General features: G+C 33.0%; 22 protein-coding genes. 10 read left to right on the top strand and 12 right to left on the bottom strand.

Going from position 1 to position 23,022, the window contains the following annotated elements; genetic code table 11:
- The first annotated feature begins 39 nt into the window (after positions 1-39).
- The 3 genes from proC to CLU83_RS16040 all read left to right on the top strand — a co-directional run bounded on the left by proC (position 40) and on the right by CLU83_RS16040 (position 3,789).
- A complete protein-coding gene (gene proC, locus CLU83_RS16050) occupies positions 40-816 on the top strand; it encodes a pyrroline-5-carboxylate reductase (protein WP_100433776.1) in 777 nt (258 codons plus the stop codon).
- A gap of 308 nt (positions 817-1,124) precedes the next feature.
- Positions 1,125-2,711 (top strand): DNA methyltransferase, encoded by a 1,587-nt coding sequence (locus CLU83_RS16045; protein ID WP_157802122.1) that lies wholly within the window; start codon positions 1,125-1,127, stop codon positions 2,709-2,711.
- A 73-nt stretch (positions 2,712-2,784) separates the two neighbouring features.
- The gene (locus CLU83_RS16040; protein ID WP_157802121.1) at positions 2,785-3,789 is read left to right on the top strand and encodes a hypothetical protein; all 1,005 of its coding nucleotides are present in this window, start codon (positions 2,785-2,787) and stop codon (positions 3,787-3,789) included.
- Positions 3,790-4,030: 241 nt separating this feature from the next.
- On the opposite strand, the gene CLU83_RS16035 is transcribed toward CLU83_RS16040, so the two are convergent.
- Both CLU83_RS16035 and CLU83_RS16030 read right to left on the bottom strand, forming a co-directional pair.
- A complete protein-coding gene (locus tag CLU83_RS16035) occupies positions 4,031-4,597 on the bottom strand; it encodes an IS630 family transposase (protein ID WP_100429851.1) in 567 nt (188 codons plus the stop codon).
- Positions 4,576-5,097 (bottom strand): helix-turn-helix domain-containing protein, encoded by a 522-nt coding sequence (locus tag CLU83_RS16030; RefSeq protein ID WP_100429852.1) that lies wholly within the window; start codon positions 5,095-5,097, stop codon positions 4,576-4,578. Before CLU83_RS16030 ends, CLU83_RS16035 begins: the two co-directional genes overlap by 22 nt.
- A gap of 53 nt (positions 5,098-5,150) precedes the next feature.
- Between CLU83_RS16030 and CLU83_RS16025 the strand changes: the two genes are divergently transcribed.
- The 6 genes from CLU83_RS16025 to CLU83_RS16000 all read left to right on the top strand — a co-directional run bounded on the left by CLU83_RS16025 (position 5,151) and on the right by CLU83_RS16000 (position 10,030).
- The gene (locus CLU83_RS16025) at positions 5,151-5,594 is read left to right on the top strand and encodes a hypothetical protein (protein WP_157802120.1); all 444 of its coding nucleotides are present in this window, start codon (positions 5,151-5,153) and stop codon (positions 5,592-5,594) included.
- A gap of 86 nt (positions 5,595-5,680) precedes the next feature.
- On the top strand, positions 5,681-6,109 hold the full coding sequence (locus CLU83_RS16020; protein WP_100432533.1) for a VOC family protein: 429 nt from the start codon (positions 5,681-5,683) through the stop codon (positions 6,107-6,109).
- A gap of 129 nt (positions 6,110-6,238) precedes the next feature.
- Positions 6,239-6,553, top strand: coding sequence for a hypothetical protein (locus CLU83_RS16015; protein ID WP_157802119.1), 315 nt, complete (start codon positions 6,239-6,241; stop codon positions 6,551-6,553).
- A gap of 56 nt (positions 6,554-6,609) precedes the next feature.
- Positions 6,610-7,191 carry a TIGR00730 family Rossman fold protein gene (locus CLU83_RS16010; RefSeq protein ID WP_100432531.1) on the top strand — a complete coding sequence of 194 codons (582 nt, stop codon included), beginning with the start codon at positions 6,610-6,612 and terminating at the stop codon, positions 7,189-7,191.
- A 149-nt stretch (positions 7,192-7,340) separates the two neighbouring features.
- On the top strand, positions 7,341-8,057 hold the full coding sequence (locus CLU83_RS16005) for a hypothetical protein (RefSeq protein WP_232727147.1): 717 nt from the start codon (positions 7,341-7,343) through the stop codon (positions 8,055-8,057).
- A 428-nt stretch (positions 8,058-8,485) separates the two neighbouring features.
- Positions 8,486-10,030: a hypothetical protein gene (locus CLU83_RS16000; RefSeq protein ID WP_100432530.1), complete on the top strand. Its 1,545-nt coding sequence runs from the start codon at positions 8,486-8,488 to the stop codon at positions 10,028-10,030.
- 45 nt (positions 10,031-10,075) lie between these two features.
- Here the strand turns inward: CLU83_RS16000 and CLU83_RS15995 are convergent, their stop codons facing one another.
- The 5 genes from CLU83_RS15995 to metG all read right to left on the bottom strand — a co-directional run bounded on the left by CLU83_RS15995 (position 10,076) and on the right by metG (position 16,659).
- Positions 10,076-11,467: a hypothetical protein gene (locus CLU83_RS15995; RefSeq protein ID WP_100432529.1), complete on the bottom strand. Its 1,392-nt coding sequence runs from the start codon at positions 11,465-11,467 to the stop codon at positions 10,076-10,078.
- A gap of 16 nt (positions 11,468-11,483) precedes the next feature.
- The gene (locus CLU83_RS15990) at positions 11,484-12,113 is read right to left on the bottom strand and encodes a chloramphenicol acetyltransferase (RefSeq protein ID WP_100432528.1); all 630 of its coding nucleotides are present in this window, start codon (positions 12,111-12,113) and stop codon (positions 11,484-11,486) included.
- 187 nt (positions 12,114-12,300) lie between these two features.
- On the bottom strand, positions 12,301-13,569 hold the full coding sequence (locus CLU83_RS15985) for an OmpA family protein (protein WP_100432527.1): 1,269 nt from the start codon (positions 13,567-13,569) through the stop codon (positions 12,301-12,303).
- A 270-nt stretch (positions 13,570-13,839) separates the two neighbouring features.
- Entirely contained in the window at positions 13,840-14,526 is a 687-nt protein-coding gene (locus CLU83_RS15980; RefSeq protein ID WP_100433775.1) for an HAD family hydrolase, read from the bottom strand.
- 66 nt (positions 14,527-14,592) lie between these two features.
- Positions 14,593-16,659, bottom strand: a complete 2,067-nt coding sequence (metG, locus tag CLU83_RS15975; RefSeq protein WP_100432526.1) for a methionine--tRNA ligase — start codon at positions 16,657-16,659, stop codon at positions 14,593-14,595.
- A gap of 265 nt (positions 16,660-16,924) precedes the next feature.
- Here metG and CLU83_RS22295 point away from each other — a divergent pair, with 265 nt between their 5' ends.
- Positions 16,925-17,095, top strand: a complete 171-nt coding sequence (locus CLU83_RS22295) for a hypothetical protein (protein WP_198512306.1) — start codon at positions 16,925-16,927, stop codon at positions 17,093-17,095.
- 117 nt (positions 17,096-17,212) lie between these two features.
- Here the strand turns inward: CLU83_RS22295 and CLU83_RS15970 are convergent, their stop codons facing one another.
- From CLU83_RS15970 to CLU83_RS15950, 5 genes are all read right to left on the bottom strand, one after another.
- The gene (locus CLU83_RS15970; protein WP_100432525.1) at positions 17,213-17,731 is read right to left on the bottom strand and encodes a hypothetical protein; all 519 of its coding nucleotides are present in this window, start codon (positions 17,729-17,731) and stop codon (positions 17,213-17,215) included.
- Between the two features lie 180 nt (positions 17,732-17,911).
- Positions 17,912-19,330 (bottom strand): hypothetical protein, encoded by a 1,419-nt coding sequence (locus CLU83_RS15965; protein ID WP_157802118.1) that lies wholly within the window; start codon positions 19,328-19,330, stop codon positions 17,912-17,914.
- A gap of 137 nt (positions 19,331-19,467) precedes the next feature.
- The gene (locus CLU83_RS15960) at positions 19,468-21,483 is read right to left on the bottom strand and encodes a hypothetical protein (RefSeq protein ID WP_100432523.1); all 2,016 of its coding nucleotides are present in this window, start codon (positions 21,481-21,483) and stop codon (positions 19,468-19,470) included.
- Positions 21,484-21,556: 73 nt separating this feature from the next.
- Positions 21,557-22,189, bottom strand: a complete 633-nt coding sequence (locus CLU83_RS15955; protein ID WP_100432522.1) for a hypothetical protein — start codon at positions 22,187-22,189, stop codon at positions 21,557-21,559.
- A gap of 69 nt (positions 22,190-22,258) precedes the next feature.
- On the bottom strand, positions 22,259-22,918 hold the full coding sequence (locus CLU83_RS15950) for a hypothetical protein (RefSeq protein WP_157802117.1): 660 nt from the start codon (positions 22,916-22,918) through the stop codon (positions 22,259-22,261).
- Positions 22,919-23,022 lie beyond the last annotated feature (104 nt).

Genomic DNA, 23,022 nt, shown 5'->3' with positions numbered 1-23,022 from the left:
CAACATACTATTAATCAACCAAAGATAAAATATACCAGAATGAAAGTACACATCATAGGCGGCGGAAACCTTGGCGCTTCTGTCGCAATAGGAATAGCAAAATTCACTAAAAATAATCAGGTAACTGTAACAAGACGCAACTTGGCGCCTATTTCTCATTTAAAAGAATTAGGAATTACAGTTTCCACCGACAATACAAGCAACATTCAGGAAGCAGATGTTATTATCTTGACTATAAAACCATATCAGGTAGATACCGTTTTGGCCGAAATACTGCCAGCTATTTCAAACAAAGTAATCGCTTCGGCGGTAAGCGGACTTTCTATCGAGAATTTACAAAACAAAATAGGCGACAATCATAGCACTGTACGTATTATGCCAAATATTGCGGCACAATTTGGAGCATCGGCTACTTGTATTGCCTATCACGAAAAAAATAAAGAAAAGGCACAGCAAACCGTAGCTCTTTTTCAAGGATTGGGAACAGCACCCATTATTGACGAAAAACTGATGGATGCTGCAACCGTCCTTGCAGCAAGCGGAACTGCATTTGCTTTGCGATACATTCGTGCTTCTATGCAGGCGGGAATCGAAATTGGGTTTGACTGGCAGACCGCCTTGGCGATATCCGCACAAACTGTCAAAGGCGCTGCCGAAATGCTTCTCGAAGAAAAAGGACATCCGGAACAGTTAATCGACCGCGTAACTACACCGCAAGGCTGTACCATTGCAGGATTGAACGAAATGGAGCTTCACGGTTTTAGTTCTTCATTAATCAAAGGAATCAAGACTTCACTGAAACAAATTAAGGGGTAAAAGCTCCTTTTGGGCGTGCCACCATAAAGAAAAGGGGCCGAATCATCGAACTGGTGATTCGGCCCCTTTTCTTTATGCTGTCGGGCTATCCATGCTACTTCGGTAGCTTATTACTATCCCTCACGCAGTTTACAAGAGCTTTAGGGGGAAAATTGCTACACTTTACATGGTAAGTTTATGACTATAATTCTTTATATTTGAGAGATGTAAGCTAAAGGTTTGTCAGACCAAGCTGCTAGTTACCTGCAAGCTGAAACACCGAATAACAAAAAAGAAATATTACCTTTGAAAAGAAAATATTAGAAAATTTGAAACAGAAAAGAGACAGATACGAAATGCATAAGTATTGGGGGAAAAAACCTTCAAATGATTTAAAAGGACTAATCGAAAAATATTCGAGAGAAGGTGATACTGTTCTTGACCCATTTTCTGGGTATGGTGTATTTTGTTCAGAAGCATATATTTTAAACAGAAATGTAATTTCAAATGACTTAAATCCAATTGCTAACTTTATTAACATTCAACTTTTAGAAAAGAATATTGATTTAGAAAAGCTAAAGAAGCAATGGAAATTAATTAAATCTGAATTTGAACCTTATAATTTTGAATGGTATAAATGGAGCTACAATGAACAATCTGTTGAGTTAATAACTATTTTAAGAGATAAAGAGGATAATCCCATAAAATGTAAGTTCAAAATATTAGGTTCTAATAAATCACAAGAAATAGATATTACAGAAATAGAATCAAAAGAATATTTGAAATTTGAAAAAAATAAAGAAGTAGTTGATTGGTTTCCAATAACAAAACTGATTCGAAACTCACGAATTTCTGCAAAAGAAGGAATGAATGTTTCTGACTTATTCACAAAAAGAACCCTTGCTTGTCATGCAAGACTATTAACTTTAATAGAAAAACATTCAAGCGGAAAAGAAAAGGATTTATTTAAAGTTGCTTTCACAGCAAATTTAGCAAATTGTTCAAAATTATTGCCTCCAATTAAAAGTAGAGGAGCAATGGCTCCTGGAGCGTGGATGACTGGATTTTATATTGGAGAAACATATTTAGAGAATAATGTACTTCACTATTTTGAAAATAGATTTTCAAAAATCATTAAAGGAAAAGAAGATTACTTAAATCAGTTTGGGGATAAAGGTGAGTTTAATTTTAATGCTGTAAATTATTCTAATAACTATCAAACTCTTCAAAATGATGCTAAAAATTTATCAATCGAAAATGAATCAATTGATTATATTTTTACTGACCCACCTTATGGAGATGCTGTACCCTATTTTGAACAAAGTGTAATTTGGAATTCTTGGCTTAAATTTGAGCCCGACTACAAAAACGAAATTGTCATTTCAGATAGTAAAGAAAGAGGAAAAGACTGTACTAAATTTGAAGAGGAAATCAATTTAGCTTTTTCTGAAATTCGGAGAGTGCTTAAACCAAATAAGTACTTTTCTCTTACTTATCATTCATTATCTGGAAAAGAATGGAAAGCTATTACAAATGCTTGTATTAAAAGTGGATTTGAATTAGTTGATTATAAATGGCTTGTTCAAAAATCTTTTACCCCAAGACAAATCAATCGATTGACAAGTATCAAAGGAGACGTATTGGTTACTTTTCAAAAAGTTTCAACCATTGAAACTGTTGTCTGTAAATCAGATAAAGAAATTACCCAAATATTTATCGAACAAATTGAGAAATGGTTAGATAATGGTGGCCTTGATACAAATGAAATTTTTCTGAAAACAATGAATAAAGTCTTTTCTGAAAAAATATTAATTGGAGACGTTGACCTACTTAAAATATTAATTGAAAATTTTAAATTTTCAGACAATCAACAATGGATATTAAATGACAAACTTGAATTTTGCACAGCTGGATAAATGTTTTAGGACTAATGACTTTCCTGACATAGAGAATGATAATCGAGGTATTCGATTTCTTAAACTTCGTAGTATGTCGAGAAAAGACACTATGAAAGAATTTAGTAGGATTCACAATATTGATATTTCACAGCTAAAATCTAAAGAATATTTTGAACACATTTTTAATATAGTTCAAATTACAGACGTCCAAATAAATGATTTCATTAATTCAAAATATCAAGAAGAAAGAGCGACAAGAATAGGAAATCAAGACTATTTAGTTGACCAACTTACAAGACTACAATACTTCGATTGGGGTGGTTCTTTTGGTAATAGTTTAGAAAAGAATATTGTAAATAATTACGTTAAGAGAATCCAATCTTACGATGCTATAAATGACGAGATAGAAGGTAGTCTTCTTACAAGTTTAAGAGGTTACACTCTTAATTCATGGTATAATCATTGGACTTCAATTTTGATTGAAGATTTATTCAAAGACCACGAAACAGTTCTTCCGACTGTAGGACTAGTAAAGAAAATTGATTTTTTTATTAATGACATACCTTTCGATTTAAAAGTCACATATTTTCCAGAGCAATTATTAGCTGACAAATTGAAAGCTGTTGGATATGGAAATGAACTAACAATGCTTAAGGGGATTTGTAGAAAATTAAAGATATTTATACCGAATGATATTAAAGATAAAGCATTAAAACTTCATCTTTACAACAAGATTACTGAAGATCAAAGACAAGAAGCAAAAGACTTTATAACTGCATTAAAAACACATAAGAAAAATATAATTGCAGAAGCAGAGGCTAATCCAACAGAGTTAAAGAAATGGTTGTATGAAAATCAAGGAGAAGCTCGTTTTGACGCTTCAAATAGATTCTTTTTAGTGCTTACTGATGAGACAGATATGACAAATAGTTGGAAACTTAAAAGAAATTTAGTTTTCCTTCGAGAAAAGATAACTGAGCATTTGACAAGTTTATCAATGGATATGTCTAGTCTAGAAACAGAATTTTACTGGAAACTTGACCAAAAAACCTACAACTGTAAATCAGATATTTTATTCTTAAAATATTCTGAATAAAAACCAGCAGGTAACAGGTACAACGGATTTGGGTAATTGATTTAATTGAAGAGTTGGTTTTATATTTGAGATGATTTGACAAATCCAAAAATAGACTTGATTTATTATCTGAACGCAGTGTATAATTATAAAACCAAAATTATGAATAAATTAAATTTAATGTTCGTGATGCTTTTTCTCCTGCCAAATCTTATTTTTTGTCAAGATATTAAGGATTACTCTAATGTAATACCAAACGCATTTAATTTTTAGACCAAATTTGATCTAAAAAGACGTAGGCATAACCACAGATACTCATTACCTCTTTTTTACTTGTGTTTTTAACTGCAGTAATAATGAAATCTTCTACATCTTCGATTGAATTATAAAATTTATTAGAAAATTCTCTTTTGTATTTTGCCCACATTTTTTCGGCTGGATTAAGTTCCGGGCTATATGGTGGCAGGAAAACCAAAACAATATTTTCTGGAACGATCAATCTTTTAGCCTTATGGAATCGCCCATTATCCAATACCATTATTTTGAGTTCTTTGGGGTTTTCTTTTGAAAAATTATTTAGAAAAATTTGAAAATTATCAGTGTTGCAATGTGGAAGTATTAATTGAAAATGATCCCCTGTTATGGGCGAAAAAGCCCCAGAAAGCCATGTTGATTTAAAAACTTGTTGGAAAGTGCAAATTGGTTTAACCCTAATTGCAGTAACTGATTTTCCATTTCGAGTAAATAAGCCAAAACGTGACTCATCTTGAAAATATAAATTTACAGAGCTAAAATCGCCTACAGCATTTAGTGCTGTTTCTTGACAGATTCTTCCGAAGTCTTTTTAAAAGAGCTTCCTAGGTCTTCATCTTTTTTGACATGACTTTTGCGGGCAACTTTTACACTTGATTTAAAATTTCTGATGCAGTAATAAAGCAAGGTGTTGTAATTAAAGCTTTTTCCAGTTTCTTTTTCAATCCAATCTTTTAATTCTACATAACCTTGAAGCCCATTTTGAGGGTTATTGAGTTTTGTTTCCAACATCGTGTGTTCAGCAGCATTAAAAACAGATGGCTTGAAGCCTGTTTTTCCATGTTTAATCAAACCATCAATTCCAGAATTGAGGTATAATGTCCGCCATTTCTGAACACTGTTTGGGTCAACCCCTGCTAATTTAGCAACTTCACGTCTAGAAATCCCTGTTTCTTCATTTTGCTTCAAAATTAAAAGTACTCTCAAGCGTTGTCCAATAAATGGAATAGATTGCTTAAGTAGATTTTTAATCTCTTTTTCAGTTTCCTTAATTACCAAAATTTTTGGATGTGCCATGATCACTGTTATAATATAGTCCAAATGTAATCTAAAAAAAACAATTATCAAAATTGGTATTTATTATATTTTTGTTTGGTATAAAAACGAAATCTGGTGATATAAAAGTTCCCGGGAAATGGGAACAATTGAATACAGAGGATGATTCTGGTCAAACGTATTTAAAAAATAAAGACGGAGTAATTATTGCAGTTGCTCAAAACCCGAAAAAATCATATCCTTTTTTTAAAAGCAATGAATCAGATTTTGAAAACGTAAAGTTGTTTTATGTTTGGGATTCAAACTATTATAAAGAGAATAATTTCAAAACGGAAATGATTAAAGAAAATGCTGAAGTAGAATATATAATCTGGAAATATAATGATAACAAACTCGATAATGTATTCCTCTTTGGTTCGGCAAAAAATAATTTTTTAAATTTACTTGTTTATACAAATAATTGGAGCGAAGATAAAAAGATAATTTTCTTGGAAAATCTGTATAAATTAAATAAATAACTGCACATCATTTGTTATAAAAGATTTAAGAGTTTGGTTTAAACACAAAATAATTTTCAGATAAATAATTACCTAAAAAAATAATTATGGCACTTATCAATCCTTACATTAACTTCAATGGCAATGCCGAAGAAGCATTTACATTCTACAAATCTGTATTTGGCGGTGAGTTCGTTAAGATTATTCGTTTTAAAGACTTTTCAAGCCCTGAATTCCAAGTATCAGAAAATGAAGCGAATAAAATAATGCACATTGCTTTGCCAATTGGTAATAACACTTTAATGGCAAATGATGTTCCTGAAAGTATGGGACGTGTAAATGAAAACGAAAATAGATCCAAAATTTCAATCAGTACAGAAAGCAGAGAAGAAGCCGATAAATTATTCAACGGACTTTCAGCAGGAGGAAAAATAGAAATGCCAATTGACGACAGTCCTTGGGGTACATATTTCGGTATGTTTAGAGATAAGTATGGCATTGAATGGACTGTGGAATTTGATACAAATGATAACTGATTGGTTTAACCAAAATCAGTGAACTGTTAGTTGAAAGTTCCAAAATAAGTTATCTTGATTTAAAAATAATATAGCTAAACGATAATCGAGCTGGTAATAAATAAATTGATGAACTTAAAAGATTGTCTCTTGAAAATTGATTTAATCCTTATGCTAAAAATATTAGTTTTAGAAATTATTTATTTCTTTGGGATGTTTTTTATTTTACTGTTCTTTTTCTTTGGATATTTTGGTTCAGGAGCTGGAGCTAGTAGTGCTATGGCCATTAAATGTGGTATAGTAGCAGACTATTTTCTAATTTTTCCTCCATTATTGTTTAATTTATATAAAATAATCAAGCTTTATAATAATCAATTTGCAAAAGCTATGACATATTTAATTGCAGAGATTATTATGATATCTTTTTTTGCATATCAATATTTATATGGTCTTATTGGATCATAGAAATATTCCCTAGCTAGAGTGAACCTTCTGCTCGTGTACAACTTAAGAACAAAAAAATGAAACGAATAACCGTATTCTGTGGTTCCAGTTCAGGAATTGAAGAAATCTACACTTCGCAGGCAATTTTGCTTGGACAAATATTAGCCAAACGAAACATTGAATTGGTGTACGGCGGTGCCAATGTTGGGCTTATGGGTGCCGTTGCCGACGGAGTTTTGAACGCAGGCGGAAAAGCAATCGGCGTGCTGCCCAACTTTTTGAGGTCAAAAGAAATCGCCCACAAACAGTTAACCAAATTGATTCTGGTCGATACCATGCACGAACGGAAAACCAAAATGAATGACCTTTGCGACGGCGTAATCGCTCTGCCTGGAGGTTTTGGAACATTGGATGAACTTTTCGAAATGCTCACTTGGGGTCAGCTCGGACTGCATAAAAAACCGATTGCCATTTTGAACATTGATGGTTATTATGATGCATTGATTGTTTTTGTTCAGACAATGGCTGACAAAGGTCTTTTGAAAGAAGTAAACCAACAGATGCTTTTGGTAAGCGATTCTATCGATGATCTTTTGGACAAAATGGAAAACTATGTTGCGCCAACGGTGGGGAAATGGATTGATAAGGAAAATATTTAATGGTAAACCAAACGCTGTTTAATTAGTCTCTTCGAAAAATAGTTCTGAAAGTTTAAAAATCATTACATTTACTTTTTTGGTTGACCAGAAAACGCCATCTCCAATAATCATTCAGATTGCGTAAGCCAATTAATTTTTAAGCAGTCAAAATGGATAAAGATAACATACCAACACAGGCATTGCCTCAATATCAAATACTGGAAGCAAATTTATTGCCAGATCCTGAATCGCGTTTGGATTCTATGGAAAATAAAGAAAAACCTATTTTGGATTCCAGTATTCCGTTTAGAGACTTGACAAACCCTGAAAGTAAACGCGAAAGCATTGGCAGACTTATAGACAAACTCGATGTTGAAACGAGCACCAGGTATCAAAAAACTCCAGAAGATACATACTGCAATGTTTACGCTTATGATTATTGTCATTTCTGCAAAGTGTATTTGCCTACTGTTTGGTGGACTGACGAATCTTTGGAACACATAAAACAAGGACAGGAGGTTACCGCTGTTTTTGAACAAACTGTTGACCGAATTTATTCCAGTGCCATACACGATTGGTTTTTAGAATGGGGAGAAAGCTTTGGTTGGAAGAGAATGTTTACTTTAGATGAAATTCAAAACAAAGTGAACGCCAACGGAGGAGTTGGAATAATTTGTGCCAAAAGAAAAATAAAAGGACTCTCCGGACATATTGTTCCCATTGTTCCCGAAACTGATTTAAATAAAGCGTATCGAGAGAATGGAACGGTGTTATATCCTCTGCAGTCACAAGCGGGAATATTGAATTACAACTATTTTTCGGAAGTTAGAAAAGATTGGTGGAATGATGAATTGTATTCTTCTCATGTGTTTTATTATCATGAATAAATCCAAACTATAAATCTTACAACTTAATAATTTTGTTTTGTTATTGATTTTCAATGAATTAACTTCTTGGAAATATCGTAATAATGAGCTACTTTTGCAACTCAGAAAAAATGAGGATAGCAAAAGTTACAACGGCGCTGTTCATCTTCGTAAATTATTGATATAAAAGTGATTAATGACAATAGTGATTTTATAACCCCATTGTAAAATTTTAATTTTTTCACAAACATTCAGCCGATACAAGTACAGAATTTCTGAGACTGATATATTATAAATTCCTAATAGTTTAAAAAAAACATTATTCTGATGGGCGAGACAACTATGTTGAATCCATTAGATGAATTGTCTCCTTTTGATTTATAATTGTATTTCCAAATAGAAAAAAGATTTTAAAAAGTTCATAACCATAAAAAAGAAAAAAAGTATAAATGAAAGACAATCAGAACAAAAAATATTATTGGGGAATAGGATTAGAAAACGAAACCTACATGCAATTTGAAGAATCCCTTATAGTTTCTGGTGAGTTTATACAAGAAAAAATTGGTTTTGAGAAATACAGTCTTGATTACAGAAAATGCTATAAACCAGAAAGTTTAACGCCTCTGTTGAAAAAAGCTTTTGGTTTGAATGAAAACTACAAAGTAAGCCGAATGATTAACAGTCATTCGCTGGAAAAACTCGATATAAATTACCAGCACAAAACATTATCGGCAGTAAAACCATTAGTTGAGACTACAGAAACTGCAGAGGTGAATCCGCAACCGCTTGAAAACCCTGAATATCTTGGAAAATCTATTATGGAACTTTTTCTTGAGGATCAGCCTTATAATATTCAAAGCATGATCACCCAAAGAAATAAAACGATGGGGTCGGTACATTTTGATGGAGATTCTATTGAATTTGTAACCAAATATTTTGAAAATCGTACGATAGCCGATTCCTGCAAAGAACTAAAAGCTACCAAAAAATTATTCCTTGATAAAATCAATGAATCATCTGTATTGAATGGCAAGTTAAACTTCCCGGATTATAACAATGGCCTGAATATGTTTATGACCAATCAGGAAAACCTAGTTTTGTTTAATAATGGAACGTACCATTTTCATATTACGTTGCCTTCACTGACAGAAGACAGCAGAATTATAGATTACAATGAGTTTGAAAAAACACACGCCAACGCCATTTATTTACTGCAATGGTTTGAGCCGTTTTTTATAGCAACTCTTGGAAGTCCTGATATTATGGGCGTGATAAGTGATAAATACAGTTTGGACAAAAAATTTACTTTGGGTTCTATGCGAAATACCATGTCCCGCTACATAGGCGTAGGAACGTATAACAAAGCAATGCCAAAAGGTAAAATTCTAACGTATAATGTGGATGATTTTAGAAAATTGTTAAAGTTCGAAAAAGAAGAAAACGTTTGGTGGAGAGACCAGATTGAAGCTGATATGGAATATGAAATGCTTTCGGAAGTGGGACTTGATTTTAATCAGGAGAAAATGTACCAAAGCGGTTTTGAATTCAGAAGTTTTGATGAGTTTCCGGCTGAGTATTTAAATGATGTGCTTTTTTCCATTATCCTTATTTGTGAACATTCTCTAAACTTGCCTGATGTAAAATGGGGACACGATAGTGTGGCTTGGAATAATTTAGTTTTCAAAACTTTAAAGAATGGTTATTTAACCGAAATCAATGAAACTGAAAAGAACGAAGTCTTAGATTTATTGCAGTTATTAGACCCGTCAGATTCTAATTATGCGATTCTAAAATCTGAATTTGAAGCCATTGTATTGCTTGACGCGTTTTTCTTCAAAATTTTGGCTGTTTTGCATGAAAAATACAAAGACAATAATGTTTGTTTGGATTCCATGTGCGGACAAAAAACAGATTTTCCTCCAAAATGGGAGAACTTCAACAAATACCAAACCGAAAGGCATTTACAGCAGATAGGTTCTTTCTGCGAAAATTAATTATTCTTCCCAATTGTGATTTAATGATTATTGATTGGATTTGATCTAAAAATCACGCTCAAATCCGTCAATAAACTTGCGCATCGTATATTGTTTGGCGTATGCATCGTAATATCCCATTATATAATAGTTTTTGTAGCGGATAATGCTAGGAATAGACACTTCGGGATGTTCCTGCTGAAAACGTGATATGAAATCAATTGCTAAGGGATCCTCATCTTTCTTTGTACGGTCTAACTTTTTATCAAATATGCTCTCGAAATAAACGGTTGTTGGTATGTCACGATACATTAAATCATTATTAAAAAGATTACTGTCGGATAATGAATTGATAAAGTCTGTAAATTGGATGTTGCCCGTACCTCCAAATGTAATCAATATGGAATTAGAAGTTTTGTAAACCGCCAAGCCTACTTCTAAATGCACTAACTGATTTAAAAATTTGGCTGTGTTTTTAAATTCTTTTGGTTTTTGTCCTTCAAACTGCAGCCACAAAGGAGAGCTTTTAAAGGGTATTGTATCGGTTTTTGAAACCAGAATGCTTTTGATGTTATCTGCTGTTTTATAATCCTTTATCTCAAACAGCAATTCATCGGCATTAACTTTAAATTGGTATATTTTACTTTCATGATAATAAGAATTGGACAGACAGACGTAATTTTTTGTTGCAGTTTTCGGGAAGATTTTTTCCTGAATATCTAAAGTTGCAAGATCAATTTCAAAAGTCTGCGTCTCATTGTCGTTATGGTCTAAAGTGAGAAGCAATCGGTTTTTGAGAATGTATAGTTTTGTTTTTTTTGTGCCTTTGAATAATGGATTGAACTGATTGGTCTCTATTTTTTCAATAGGACAAGCTTCCAGAATTTGACTGAATGTTAAAGGCTGATTTCTGCTGTTTTTGAATTTAAAAGAACTAAAATCGACTGTTTTTTGTTCTTTTTGTCCATTTTTGAAGCTGTATAGAACTAATTTCTCTTCAGAATCTTTTTGCGTTAGGATATAAAAAGTGTTGTTTTCTTGAAAAGGAGTAACAATAGACTGCTGGGAAAACGAATTGTAATAATTGAAAATGACGGTAGTATTCGTGTTTAATTCATATCGTATGGCCTGTATATTTTTCAAATCCAGGCTTGACCAATAAATAGTTGGATTCCCTTGCTCATTAAAACTATATCCCGTTAATAATTTGTAGCTGGTATCTGGTCTTGCAAAAGTATAATGATTGGTTAGGAATAAAGCACTGTTGTATTTTAGAATCGTGAGGCTTTCTTTATCGGAAGCAAATACAAATATATCGTGAGTGACAGTATTTTCGGCATTGACGATTTGTTTATATTCTTTGGATTTTTTTAGTTCCAATGGAAAAGTTGCCAAAACGGTCTGGCTAAAAAGAAAACTGCATTGAATTATAGTCAAAAAAAGGAGGAGTTTTTTCATGTTTTTTCAATTCAATTTATAGATTCATTATGGCTTGAAAATAATCTGCCATTTGCCCTACGTGCATGGCGTCCATCAACCCGTGATGAACGTGTATTGACATAGGCATTTTTCTTTTTCCTTTTTTGGAAATTATCATTTTACCAAAGGAAATTTTGGGACTGCTGTCAGGAAACGTCATGTTGCGCGCATGCGAAAGCGAGGTGAAATTCAGCCATGGTATTGCCGAAAAGTGAATGACATTATCATCTTTAAATTCCCTGGTAAATAATCCTGTGGTGGTTTGTATACGTTCAATTTCGGTCTTTGCTTTTTGTTCAAAAATAGAATAATCAGGATGGTATTCAATCAGTGAAAAACCAAAAGTGCCATCACTGCGGCTTATAGTTGCTGAGCCATCGATTCGGTCGTGAACGTAAATGTGGGTGTTCTCAATACGATATTTGAAATTTTCAAAAGCATTTACAGCCGTCAAGGTTTTGTGCAGATAATAAATAAAAAAGGAAGTGTTGAGTGTTTTGGATGTTTCGTACGCTTTGGTACAATCTATGGTTACGGTTACCCCAAAAAAAGGTTCCTGCATTTGTTTAAAGAATAGAAAATGTTCTTTTCGATTCCAACTGTCTAAGTCTAAAAGCTTTTTCAAAATGCTATTTTTTTTACAAAAATACAGTTTTTCTTTTAATCTTTCTTGGCTGTGGATTTTGTAAGCGCGGGTGTGAAAATAATTCGTTGTAAACAGGCAATGTATTAAATATTTTTTAGGCTATAAAGCAAAAAAAAGCCCTAAAATAATTTTATTTTAGGGCTTTTTGAAAGGTATAAAAAGAAGTTTATTTTATTGTAAAAGTAACTTTTCTAACTAATTTTCTTGCTCCGTCAGATGTTTTATCAACTGAAGTGTCTTCTCCGCCAGAAACAACATTTACTCTTGATGCGTCTATTTTAGACTTTACTAAAATATCTTTTATTGTGTTTGCTCTAGCAGTAGATAGTTTGTCGTTGTAAGCTGTTTTTCCTAATTCATCAGCATGACCAACAACATCAACTGTAGCAGAAGGATTGTTTCTTAGGTAAGTAAGAACAAAATTAATCCAGTCTGTTGAATCATTTGAAGCCGTAGTTGAATTGTAATCGAAATATGCACAAATATAACCAGAGTTAATTAACCTCTTAATTGATTCATTATTTTTTGCAATAACTGTACTTTCAGAATTATCTCCATAAGTTTTTTGTAAATAACTTTCTAATTCATCAGGAATGTTATTTCTGTTAACGTCAATAGATTGTCCTTTTGTGTTAACCATTATTCCAGCAATAGTATTAGGTTCTTGGTCTAGATAATCAGGAACACCATCTTTATCAGCATCCTGCATTGTGCTTTCTATGTCAGCTACCTTTTTGCTTAATGCAACAAATTCATTTACATCAACAATTGGTTGTACATACCAGTCAGCATGTTTTTGATATCTGCCTAAAGAATATGATAAACCAATAGTCCCGTTTAATAATAGTCCTGAGGATGTGCCTGATCCATTTGCACTGTATCCGTCAAAAGCATAGCTTTGTTTTGTATTAATAATAGTTGAGAAATCTCCTGTTAAGGTAATTCTGTTTGATAATTTAATTTGAGCTGTTACACCAGCAATAATATTAGCCATTAGATCATTAGAGGTTGCATTGTCAAAACTAGCTTGCGCTAATCCAACTCCAGCATGAGCTAACAAGCCAAATGTTTGTGTGAAGTCTTCAAAGTTCATTATTCTGCTAAGGTTAGCAACACCCTGAACATCAATTCTATAATAATTAGTGTCAAAATCTTTAGAAGAGTTTTTATTTGTAAAGTGATTATATCCTAAATCAGCTTTCACACCAAATTTATTGTTAAACATATATCTTGCTCCAAGATCAATAACATAAGGGCTTGGTGAAGATGTAAAATATTTGTTTGTCAATGGTTTTACAGGTTTGTTAAAACCTCCGCCAACTTCGATAGACCATCTGTTGAAGTTGTTGTTTTCTTTACTTTGTTCTGTCTCTGTTTGTGCGGTCAAAGTTGTCAAACCTGAAGCAAAAACTAATGCAAGTATTGTTTTTTTCATGATTGTAATTTTAAAATTCGGGCAAAAATACAAAATTTAGAGCCAAATTATAATTTTTGAAGCTCATTTGTGTAAGAAAAGAATATTATTATCATCGGATACAAGTTGTTTTTTAATATAAATTACTGATAATAAATAAGTTAATAGTATTTTGCCGATTTTTAACGAATTTTAGGTGTAACGGATTTCTAAGAAAATTGATACAAGGAATTGAAGCTTAGTATTATATATATGCGTAGATTTCAAATTTTATTGCTCATTCGTGTCATTTTAAGCTAATAATAACATAATTTCGGTTATTTTTTCGAATGCGTGGAAATTTTTGTGTTCGACTTTATGATCAATTTTTTCATGAGCCCAAGTAGTGTGAAAAGGTATATGAACGGCGTATCCGCCAATTGCTAAAACTGGCAATACATCTGATTTCAAAGAATTGCCAATCATGAAAAACTCATCGGGCTTAATCTCCAAACGCTTAATCAAGTCCGAATAATCAGTTTCCTGTTTGTCTGACATCACTTCGATATGATGAAAATAATGCCCTAAGCCCGATTTGTGTAATTTACGGCGCTGATCGAGTAAATCGCCTTTGGTGGCTACAACCAGTTTGTATTTGCCATGCAAAGCTTTCAAAGTTTCTTCAACTCCATCTAATAATACAATGGGTTTTTCGAGTAACTCTTTTCCATATTTAATTATTTTTTCAATGACTTCCACTCGGATCGTATTATCCGAAATGTTCATTGCCGCTTCTATCATCGAAAGAATATAGCCTTTAATTCCGTAGCCGTACAATTTGAGATTGCCAATTTGAATTTTAAATAATTCATTCGAAATTCCCTGATGCGAAAGGTAGTCTTCCATTAAGCCACAGAATTTCTTCTCGGTTTCATCAAAATAGGTTTCGTTTACCCAAAGGGTATCGTCGGCATCGAAGGCAATTACTTTTAGGTTCATTATTATTTGCTTTACCGCGGATTCGCTGATTATTTTTATCAATCTGCAAATCTGCGGTTAATTTTTTTAATTTATCGTCTCTCCATTCCTAACACCATCAGTATCCGGATTTACAAAAACTAATTTTCCTTCAGCATTTGTGGTCATCAGTATCATTCCTTGGCTCTCTACGCCACGAAGGTTTCTTGATGCCAAATTCACTAGAACAGTCACGTGTTTTCCAATAATATCTTCGGGTTTAAAACTTTCGGCAATTCCCGATACTATTGTTCGGACATCAATTCCAGTATCTACTTTCAGAATCAAAAGTTTGTTGGCTTTCGGCATTTTTTCAGCTTCAAGGATTGTTCCCACGCGGATATCCATTTTTGCGAAATTTTCAAACTGAATCAAATCTTTCTGAGGTTCTGCTTTTTTATTTTCGGCATTATTAACTGTTTTAGTCGCTTCCAATTTGTCTATTTGTTTTTGGATCTCTTCGTCTGTGATTTTACCAAATAGGATGTCTATTTTTTCAGTTTCTATTTGATGATTTACAGCAATTAATTCATTAGAATTTACTATGTTATTCCAGCCAAATTGATTTTCTAATTTTAAACATCTCTTTAATTTACATGCAGTAAACGGTAAAAAAGGTTCTGCTAAAACACTCAGAGCCGCTGTGATTTGCAACGCCACATACATCTGTGTTTTTACTCTTTCGGGATCAGTTTTTACTTTTTTCCAAGGTTCTTCATCCGCTAGATATTTGTTGCCTAAACGAGATAAGTTCATCAATTCTGTCAATGCTTCTCTAAAACGATATCTTTCTATAGAATTTGCAATCACCGCTGGATAAGCTTTCATAGCATCTAGAGTTTGTTCATCAACTTCATTAAGTTCATTAGGTTGAGGAACAAAACCATCATAATATTTTTGAGTCAAAACTACCACACGATTTACAAAATTCCCTAAGTTGTCTGCTAATTCATTATTATTTTTCGACTGAAAATCTTTCCATGTAAAATCATTGTCTTTGGTTTCAGGAGCATTTGCGGTCAAAACATAACGCAAAACATCCTGCTGATTTGGAAATTCTTCCAAATATTCATGCAGCCAAACCGCCCAGTTTTTAGAAGTCGATAATTTATTTCCTTCCAAGTTCAAGAATTCATTTGCAGGAACATTGTCCGGCAAAATATAGCTTCCTTCGGCTTTTAGCATCGCTGGAAAAATTACACAGTGAAAAACAATATTGTCTTTCCCAATAAAGTGAACCAGTTTCGTTCCTTTGTCTTTCCAGTAAGGCGTCCAGTCTTTTCCTTCTCTTTGAGCCCATTCTTTGGTGGACGAAATGTAACCAATTGGCGCATCAAACCATACATATAATTTTTTTCCTTCGGCGCCTTCAACCGGAACATCAATTCCCCAATCGAGGTCACGAGTCACCGCACGAGGCTCTAAACCGCCATCGATCCAAGATTTTACTTGTCCATAAACATTCGGTTTCCAGTCGTTTTTGTGTCCAACCAAAATCCATTCACTCAAAAAATCTGAATAACGATCCAAAGGTAAAAACCAGTGTTTTGTTTCTTTAAGAATCGGAGTTTCTCCTGTAATAGTCGATTTTGGGTTGATTAAATCTGTAGCATTCAACGTAGAACCGCATTTTTCGCATTGGTCACCATAAGCTTCTTCATTACCGCATTTTGGACATGTGCCAACTACAAAACGGTCTGCCAAAAACTGATCTGCTTTGGCATCATACAGTTGCTCGGTTACTTCTTCGATAAAGTCTCCGTTATCATATAGTTTTTTAAAGAATTCCTGAGCCGTATCGTGATGAATTTTAGCCGAAGTTCTGGAGTAATTATCAAATGCAATTCCAAAATCAGAGAACGATTTTCTGATAATTCCGTCATATTTGTCGATTACTTCTTGTGGCGTAATACCTTCTTTCTTGGCTTTCATCGAAATAGCTACTCCATGTTCATCGCTTCCGCAAACAAACAAAACGTCTCTTCCCTGTAAACGCAGGTAACGCGAATAAATATCAGCAGGTACATAAACCCCCGCTAAATGCCCAATGTGTATTGGCCCGTTTGTATATGGCAATGCCGCCGTAATCGTATATCTTTCTGGATTCTGTGTCATGATTCAATTTTATTGAGTGCAAAAATAAGCAATAGAATCGAGAGTTGTATGGTTTTTATTAGGAGCTGTTTTCCGCACACGAGGCTGAAAGCCGAACAGGCGAAGCAATTCGTTGCAATCTTTTGTTTTTAAAGAAAAAACAAAAAGGATTTCTACTTCGGGGCATTTCGTTTCTGTACCAGTTTATTATGTTTTTGGGAAGGACGGAGCAATCACAATTAGCAATTTGTTATCTTTGCAGTGCAATTAATTAAGATTAAAAATCATGGCAAAAGGACCTGAAAAAAACACTAAAAATAAGGCTTTACATACCAAATTGCTAAATCAAAAAAAGGCTAAACTTCAAGAAGAGAAAAAAGAAAAAGCATTGCGTTTGAAAGCTTTAGTTGCAAAAATGAATCAGAAAAAGAATAGCAGCGAATCGGATACCATATAATAATCCAATCTAATTGATAAAAAAATTTGCAATTAGCGTTAGTTTTTTTAAGAAATAATTATAAAAAAAACCATCTGATGTCTCGGATGGTTTTTTAGTATAAATCGTATTGTGTTTTTATAATTTGAAAGTAACTCCAAATTTTGCACCGCTGGTTCCAGTGTTTCCTCCCAGTTCTAAATTGATACCAAAGTTATCGGTAAAGAAATAACGTCCGCCTGCTTGTAATCCAAGACCTAAAGAATCGTTGTCAGGATGTGGATTTCCATTGTAATCATCATAATTCCAGATGTAATACGTAAGACTTGCTCCAGCATAGAAGTCAAATTTGCTTGGAATATGCAGAATTCTATTGAAATGATAATTTCCATTAGCGCCAATTCCAATTGCTGATGAATTATAGTGGTAATCATAGCCGCTATAACGGTATGGGTCATTATCTGTTTGAAATGACAATTGGCCTCCAAGGGTGAAATCCTTAGCAATTCCATAATCAAGTCCAAAATAAACTGGAACTCCCCAGCCTGAAATTCCTAGACCAGCATTTAATTGTACCCCACCTTCTTCAAGCGGACTTTGAGCAAATACACCATTTGATATAAAACCAAATGCAATAATTAGAATAAACTTTTTCATAATTTTTTTTTAGATACAACGCAAAAATATGATTTTATTATAGTTTTATTTATGTTTTTTTAATAAAAATGGCTGAATTTAATATTTTAGAATACACATTACAATTTTATGTTTAATAGTTACATAATTTGCAGGTATTTAGCAAATATGAGTTTTCAGCGAAAGAAAGTTAAGTTTGCCCTATTCAAAAATGGCACTTAGGCTTTTTCTATCTTTTGTTTTCAAGCTTGCTTTAAAACGTGCTAAGTTATTTTCTTTTGAAAGATCAATTTCTACGGTTTCAAAAGATTTTAAAAAACCTAAATTTTTGTTTTTAGCAATGATAAAACGCCAATCTTTCGGCTGGAGTTGGTCTAAATGTGCTTGTAAATAGCCAATTTTTGAAACAGAGTGCTGAAGTGGATTTTTTAACGCATTAGCTTCCAGTTTAAAAGAATTATTCTTGACTAATGCTTTTGTTTGTGCCAAAGGAAAATTGACAAAAAGACTTTGATCGTCAATGATATTTTGGCTTTTTAGGTAATCAAAAATCTTTTTAGGATTTGCAGTCTGCATTGAGAAATAAAAAGAAGGTTCACGATTTGTATGAACTACCATTTTTTTTATGGGATTAAAGTCATCGTCATAGTCATAACTGGTGGCCGAGTCTTTCTTCTCTATTATTTTGTTTAGCAACAATTCAGTTTTGCTTGGGTTTTGGGTCAAAATAGAATCAAAATCAAAACCAATGATTTTGCTGATTTTGGTTGCATTTTCAGTAATGAATTTTTGATTGCGAATCATTTCAAAATCAAATCCAATAGAGAGTAATGCATTTGGATTTTGAGTGAATTGCCATTCTTTTTGAAACTTAGATTTGAAATGCAGTTGCCCGTCAACCGTTATTTCGTTGTCTTTCAAAGTCAGGTTCAGAATTCCATCTTCCTTGAGTAAACTGTTTTTTTTGATCCAAAACGTTATGGCATTGGAGTTGCCAATTGTTTTTGATGTTTTTGCGGTGTCTAAAAAAAGTTTTTTCAAAAATAAATTTTCAGCTGTTTTTACAGCTATTTGTTTTTGCATTTCGGGAATGTTCGAAACCAGAATTTGGTTCAAATGCTTAATAACGCAAAGATTCAATGCCTTGGAATAATAAGCCTGCATTCCGTTTTGAAGCCTAGTTTTACTAAAATGCTTTTCAGTTAAAGTTTTTTCAAATACTGTTTCATCTTCAAGTTCTACAGTCACAAACCATTGTGTGGCGGGTTGGTTTTCAATGTGGAAAAAAGCCAAATAATCAGGAGTTTTTATTCCGAAACTGGAAAGGTCAAATTTCTTTTTTATCGGAGTTTTACTTGTATTCCATTCCCATTCGGATGGGTTTTTTAGGCATGAAAAAACAAAATGATTCCGAATGTTTTTGATATCGGTCATAGCAATGGCATCGGTATTTTGAGGAACACATTTTTCGTCAAATTTTTTGTAAAAACCATACGAATATAAAAATGCCATACTCCCAATGGCAATAAGGAGTATGGCAATTCTGCAGAAATTTTTTTTTGTGCTTAATTCTAAAAATTCTAGCATTTTGTTCAATACATTGTTAAATATATAAGGCATAAAAGTTTTAATTTGAATAGAATCGAGTAAAACAATTATTCCATTCAAGAAAGCCATTTAAACTTACCTGATTTATATATTTAAAATTAAATACGGTTTATTTTAAAATACAGCTTTTTTGTCTCTATTACTACAGATTACTCCGTAACAATTGTTTCTTTTTTGTTTTCGGCATATACTTCATTGATGACATCAAAGAAATATTGCAGGCTGTTGGCGTGTTCTCCCTTAATGGTGTAGGATGCATCCGAAATAATAGCACCATTTTTGAATTTGGTTTCCACTGTAATTTGCCCAGCGTTTTTCAAAGCAATGTTATAATAATTGATTTTGGTGTCTTTGTCCAATTCAGTTTTGGATGCAGCTACTATTTTTTGTATATCAAGCCAAGCTGCAGCATTATTTTTGGAAATGGATTTTTTGAAATCAGCCTGTAATGGCATTAGAGTTTGCTGGATAAGGTTTTCAATATTTACTTTAGAGGTTGTTATCATTAGGACACCGTTTTTTAGGCCAAAATATAAGTTTTCAAGAAGATTGTCTTTTTCAAAATGAATAGTGTAATAGCCGTTGGTCAATTGATAATCGGTAGCGGTGAATTTGCTTTTATTCAGTGGAAGCTGAAGCAATTTGTTAACAAACGATTCATTTCGCGTATTCATTACAAATGTAAAATCAGGCTGAATTTCATCTTTGATGCCTTTGGTTTCTATTTGCTCATAATTGTCATTATAAGTGATGTCAATATAATCTCTTTGTACTTTTTTGAGATCGTGAAGCACAAAAACAGCATTGCCCGGGATAAGGTCAGCGATGGCCTTTTCGTCTAAAAATAAGGCAACGGCATCAATCAAAACATCGGCTTCATTCCCGCTGGCATCTTTTGTGTAGGATTGATAAACCGAATTCAAGGTGTTTTTTAATACTTTGTATTCGTAGTTCATAATCGCTTGCGTATCCATTGCGATGGAGTAATATCCCAAAATATTATTGCCTATATAATTCAATAGGTTTTTGTCTACTTTCGAATCACACATTTCTTGGTACGATTTTTTTGTTTCTTCGTTTTTGGGTGCCAAGACTTGATTCAGCCTGATTTTGTCTTTTTCAAAATACCCGTTCAGATAAAAATTGCTGTTTAGCATTCCGTTTTTGTAAATACTGGCTAAAGCGGTATTAGAACCTGCAAAACTGGAGTACAGCTGTGTGGTTAATGCATCCAAATCGGCAAAAATATAAAAATCAGATTTGGGGCTGTTGTTTTTAAATATATTCGAATTTACTGCAGCTGTTTCTGTTTTGGAATCGAAAGATTCTTTGAAAATCGATTGAACAACTGGGTCAATTTTTAATCTTTCGAGGGAATCGTTCTTTCTTAATTCGAGTTCCAATAGTTTTCGGTTGGTTTCTTCCAATTCCGCATTGGCTTTTTCTTGAGCTGCATAAATTTCTTCTTCGGTTGGTCCTGTATAGATGGGTTCTTTAACTGTCTTTGCGGTTTTGTTTCCCTTTTTGTTTTTTCCTTTTTTTGTTTTTTCTTTTGTAGGAACTGGAGTTGGCTTTACTTCTTCGGGTACATAGGCAGTCGCGGCAGTATCATAATTGACAGCTGCTGAATCTACCACTATGGCAGCTGAGTCTATGCTTGTTAAATCAGCATACGGTTCAGTGTCACTATGACTGTTTTTTTTAGGTTTGGTATAGCTGGCGTTTACCAAAACGGCAAATTTGTCATTCCACGCCAAATGATGGTTTTTGGAAGTGCTGACACTCGTATAGTTTGCTTGTTTTTTTATTTTTAGGCTGTCTCCGTATTTGGCTTGAACTATTTTTTCGAACAGCCCGGCATTATTTAGCGGAAGCATCACTACATAATTCATCACAGTATCTTTGCTGATGTAGTATTGATATTGTTTGTCGGTAAGATCAATTCCGGTTTGGCTTAAATCTTTGGGTAAAAACTTCAACTCTTTTTCTAGTAAAGCCTGCATCCAAGGGTATTCCTGAATGGTTTTGATAGCTACTTTCTCATTTAGGTTTTTGCCGTTAAAGCATAAGGCAAAAGGTGCATTGTCTGGAATTTTGCTGGCTAAATCTTGGGCGTTTATCGCCGTGGAGAAGCAAATGATAAGGAATAGGATAAGATTTTTCATTTATGTAATGGTTATTTGTTGTTGTATTTTATCGATTTACTTTCGCTGTATTTAGTTAATTGAATTTGTTCTTTTATTCTCTAAATATTCGATACCAGTTATCATCAATTTTCCAATTATTATTAGGGTCATTAGCAATAAGTTTTTTAAGTTCCTTTTCTTCTTCTTTGTCGTCTGTATAGACAAAAAAAGTTGAAGGTGCACTAAAAAAATTTCTATAAACCCAAAAGTCAACTGTTAGAGTTTTGCTCTTTTCGTTTCTGTGAATTGCAATGTCATTGCCACCGTTTGAGATTACGGGTAATTCAAAAGGCAATTCACAAACCGTTTCATTCCAACTTACATTAGGATTTAGTTCTTTTTGTTTTACTTGTTGAACAATTTCCATACGATTATTGTAAAATATTCTCCAGTCTACTTTTTCAATAAGACTGTTTATATGGAATCTATTAAATGTCAGATAGAATAAAATAGAAAAAACGATTAGATTTTGTATTCGTAATTTAGTTATTGAATTATGTTCTTTTACAAGTTTTAGAAGTTGGATAATGGTAATTATCAATAAAGTGAGAGAAAATCCTATCCACAACAGAACAACAATGTAATATGGAATAAAATAGTATTCTATTATTGTTATAATAAACCAACCCAATATAGAATACATTAATTTTCGCTTACTCATATCTTTTTCAAATTTTCTATTCATTCTTTATGATTAAAAATTTATTACATTGTTACCACTAACTCCCAACAAACACTAGTTTCCAATCATTCCTTAATTAAGTATAATCGTATTTTCTATTTTTTCGTTTCCGTTAATTACGTTGATTATAGAACCGTTTAGTTTAATGGCTTTGTTGCTTTTGGACGTGACTGCATTTTTGTTGGTAAAAGATTTGATGACCGAATCAAATTTGTAAACCGAAGTGTATTTTGCAGTCTGAAAAACTTCTTTATCCGCTTTTTCCAATTTATCGTAAAGCGTTTTTATAGGCACTTTCTGGCTACGGACAAACTTTTTATCATTGAAAGTAAAATAGTCCGTAGCAATTGCTGTGCTTATTTTTTTGCTGTTTTTCAGTTTTAAAAAAACGGCGTTCAGGCTGCTTATTTTTTGGAAATCCAAGTCGATTGCAAAAATATAATTTGTTAAGTCGATATTGGTTTTTACGTTGGAAATTCCTGTGGTGTTCTGTGCCAGTGCTTCTATTTTTGAAGCCTCATTTTTAATTTCCTCTTTGGAAGGAATGGTATAGCCGTTGATTTTCTGCATCTTCAAAACCGAATTGATTTTAGTTTTGCTTTGGCTAAAATTAATTACAAAATTAAAATGCCCTGTTCCGTCATCTTTCATTTTTACCTCTTCAATGACTTCGAAACAGCTTTGGAATAAAAATACAAAACACAATAAGGGGATAAAATAAATTTTTTTCATTGCATATTTTGTTGCAAGGTTTTGGTTAATACCTGTAATCAATGGTACTGCAAAGGAAAGGATAAAATTTCTCTTTCAGATTTATTTAATACGTTTTTTATCTC

The organism is Flavobacterium sp. 1 (genome assembly GCF_002797935.1).
GTDB lineage: Bacteria > Bacteroidota > Bacteroidia > Flavobacteriales > Flavobacteriaceae > Flavobacterium.
This window is presented reverse-complemented; position numbering and strand designations above follow the sequence as displayed.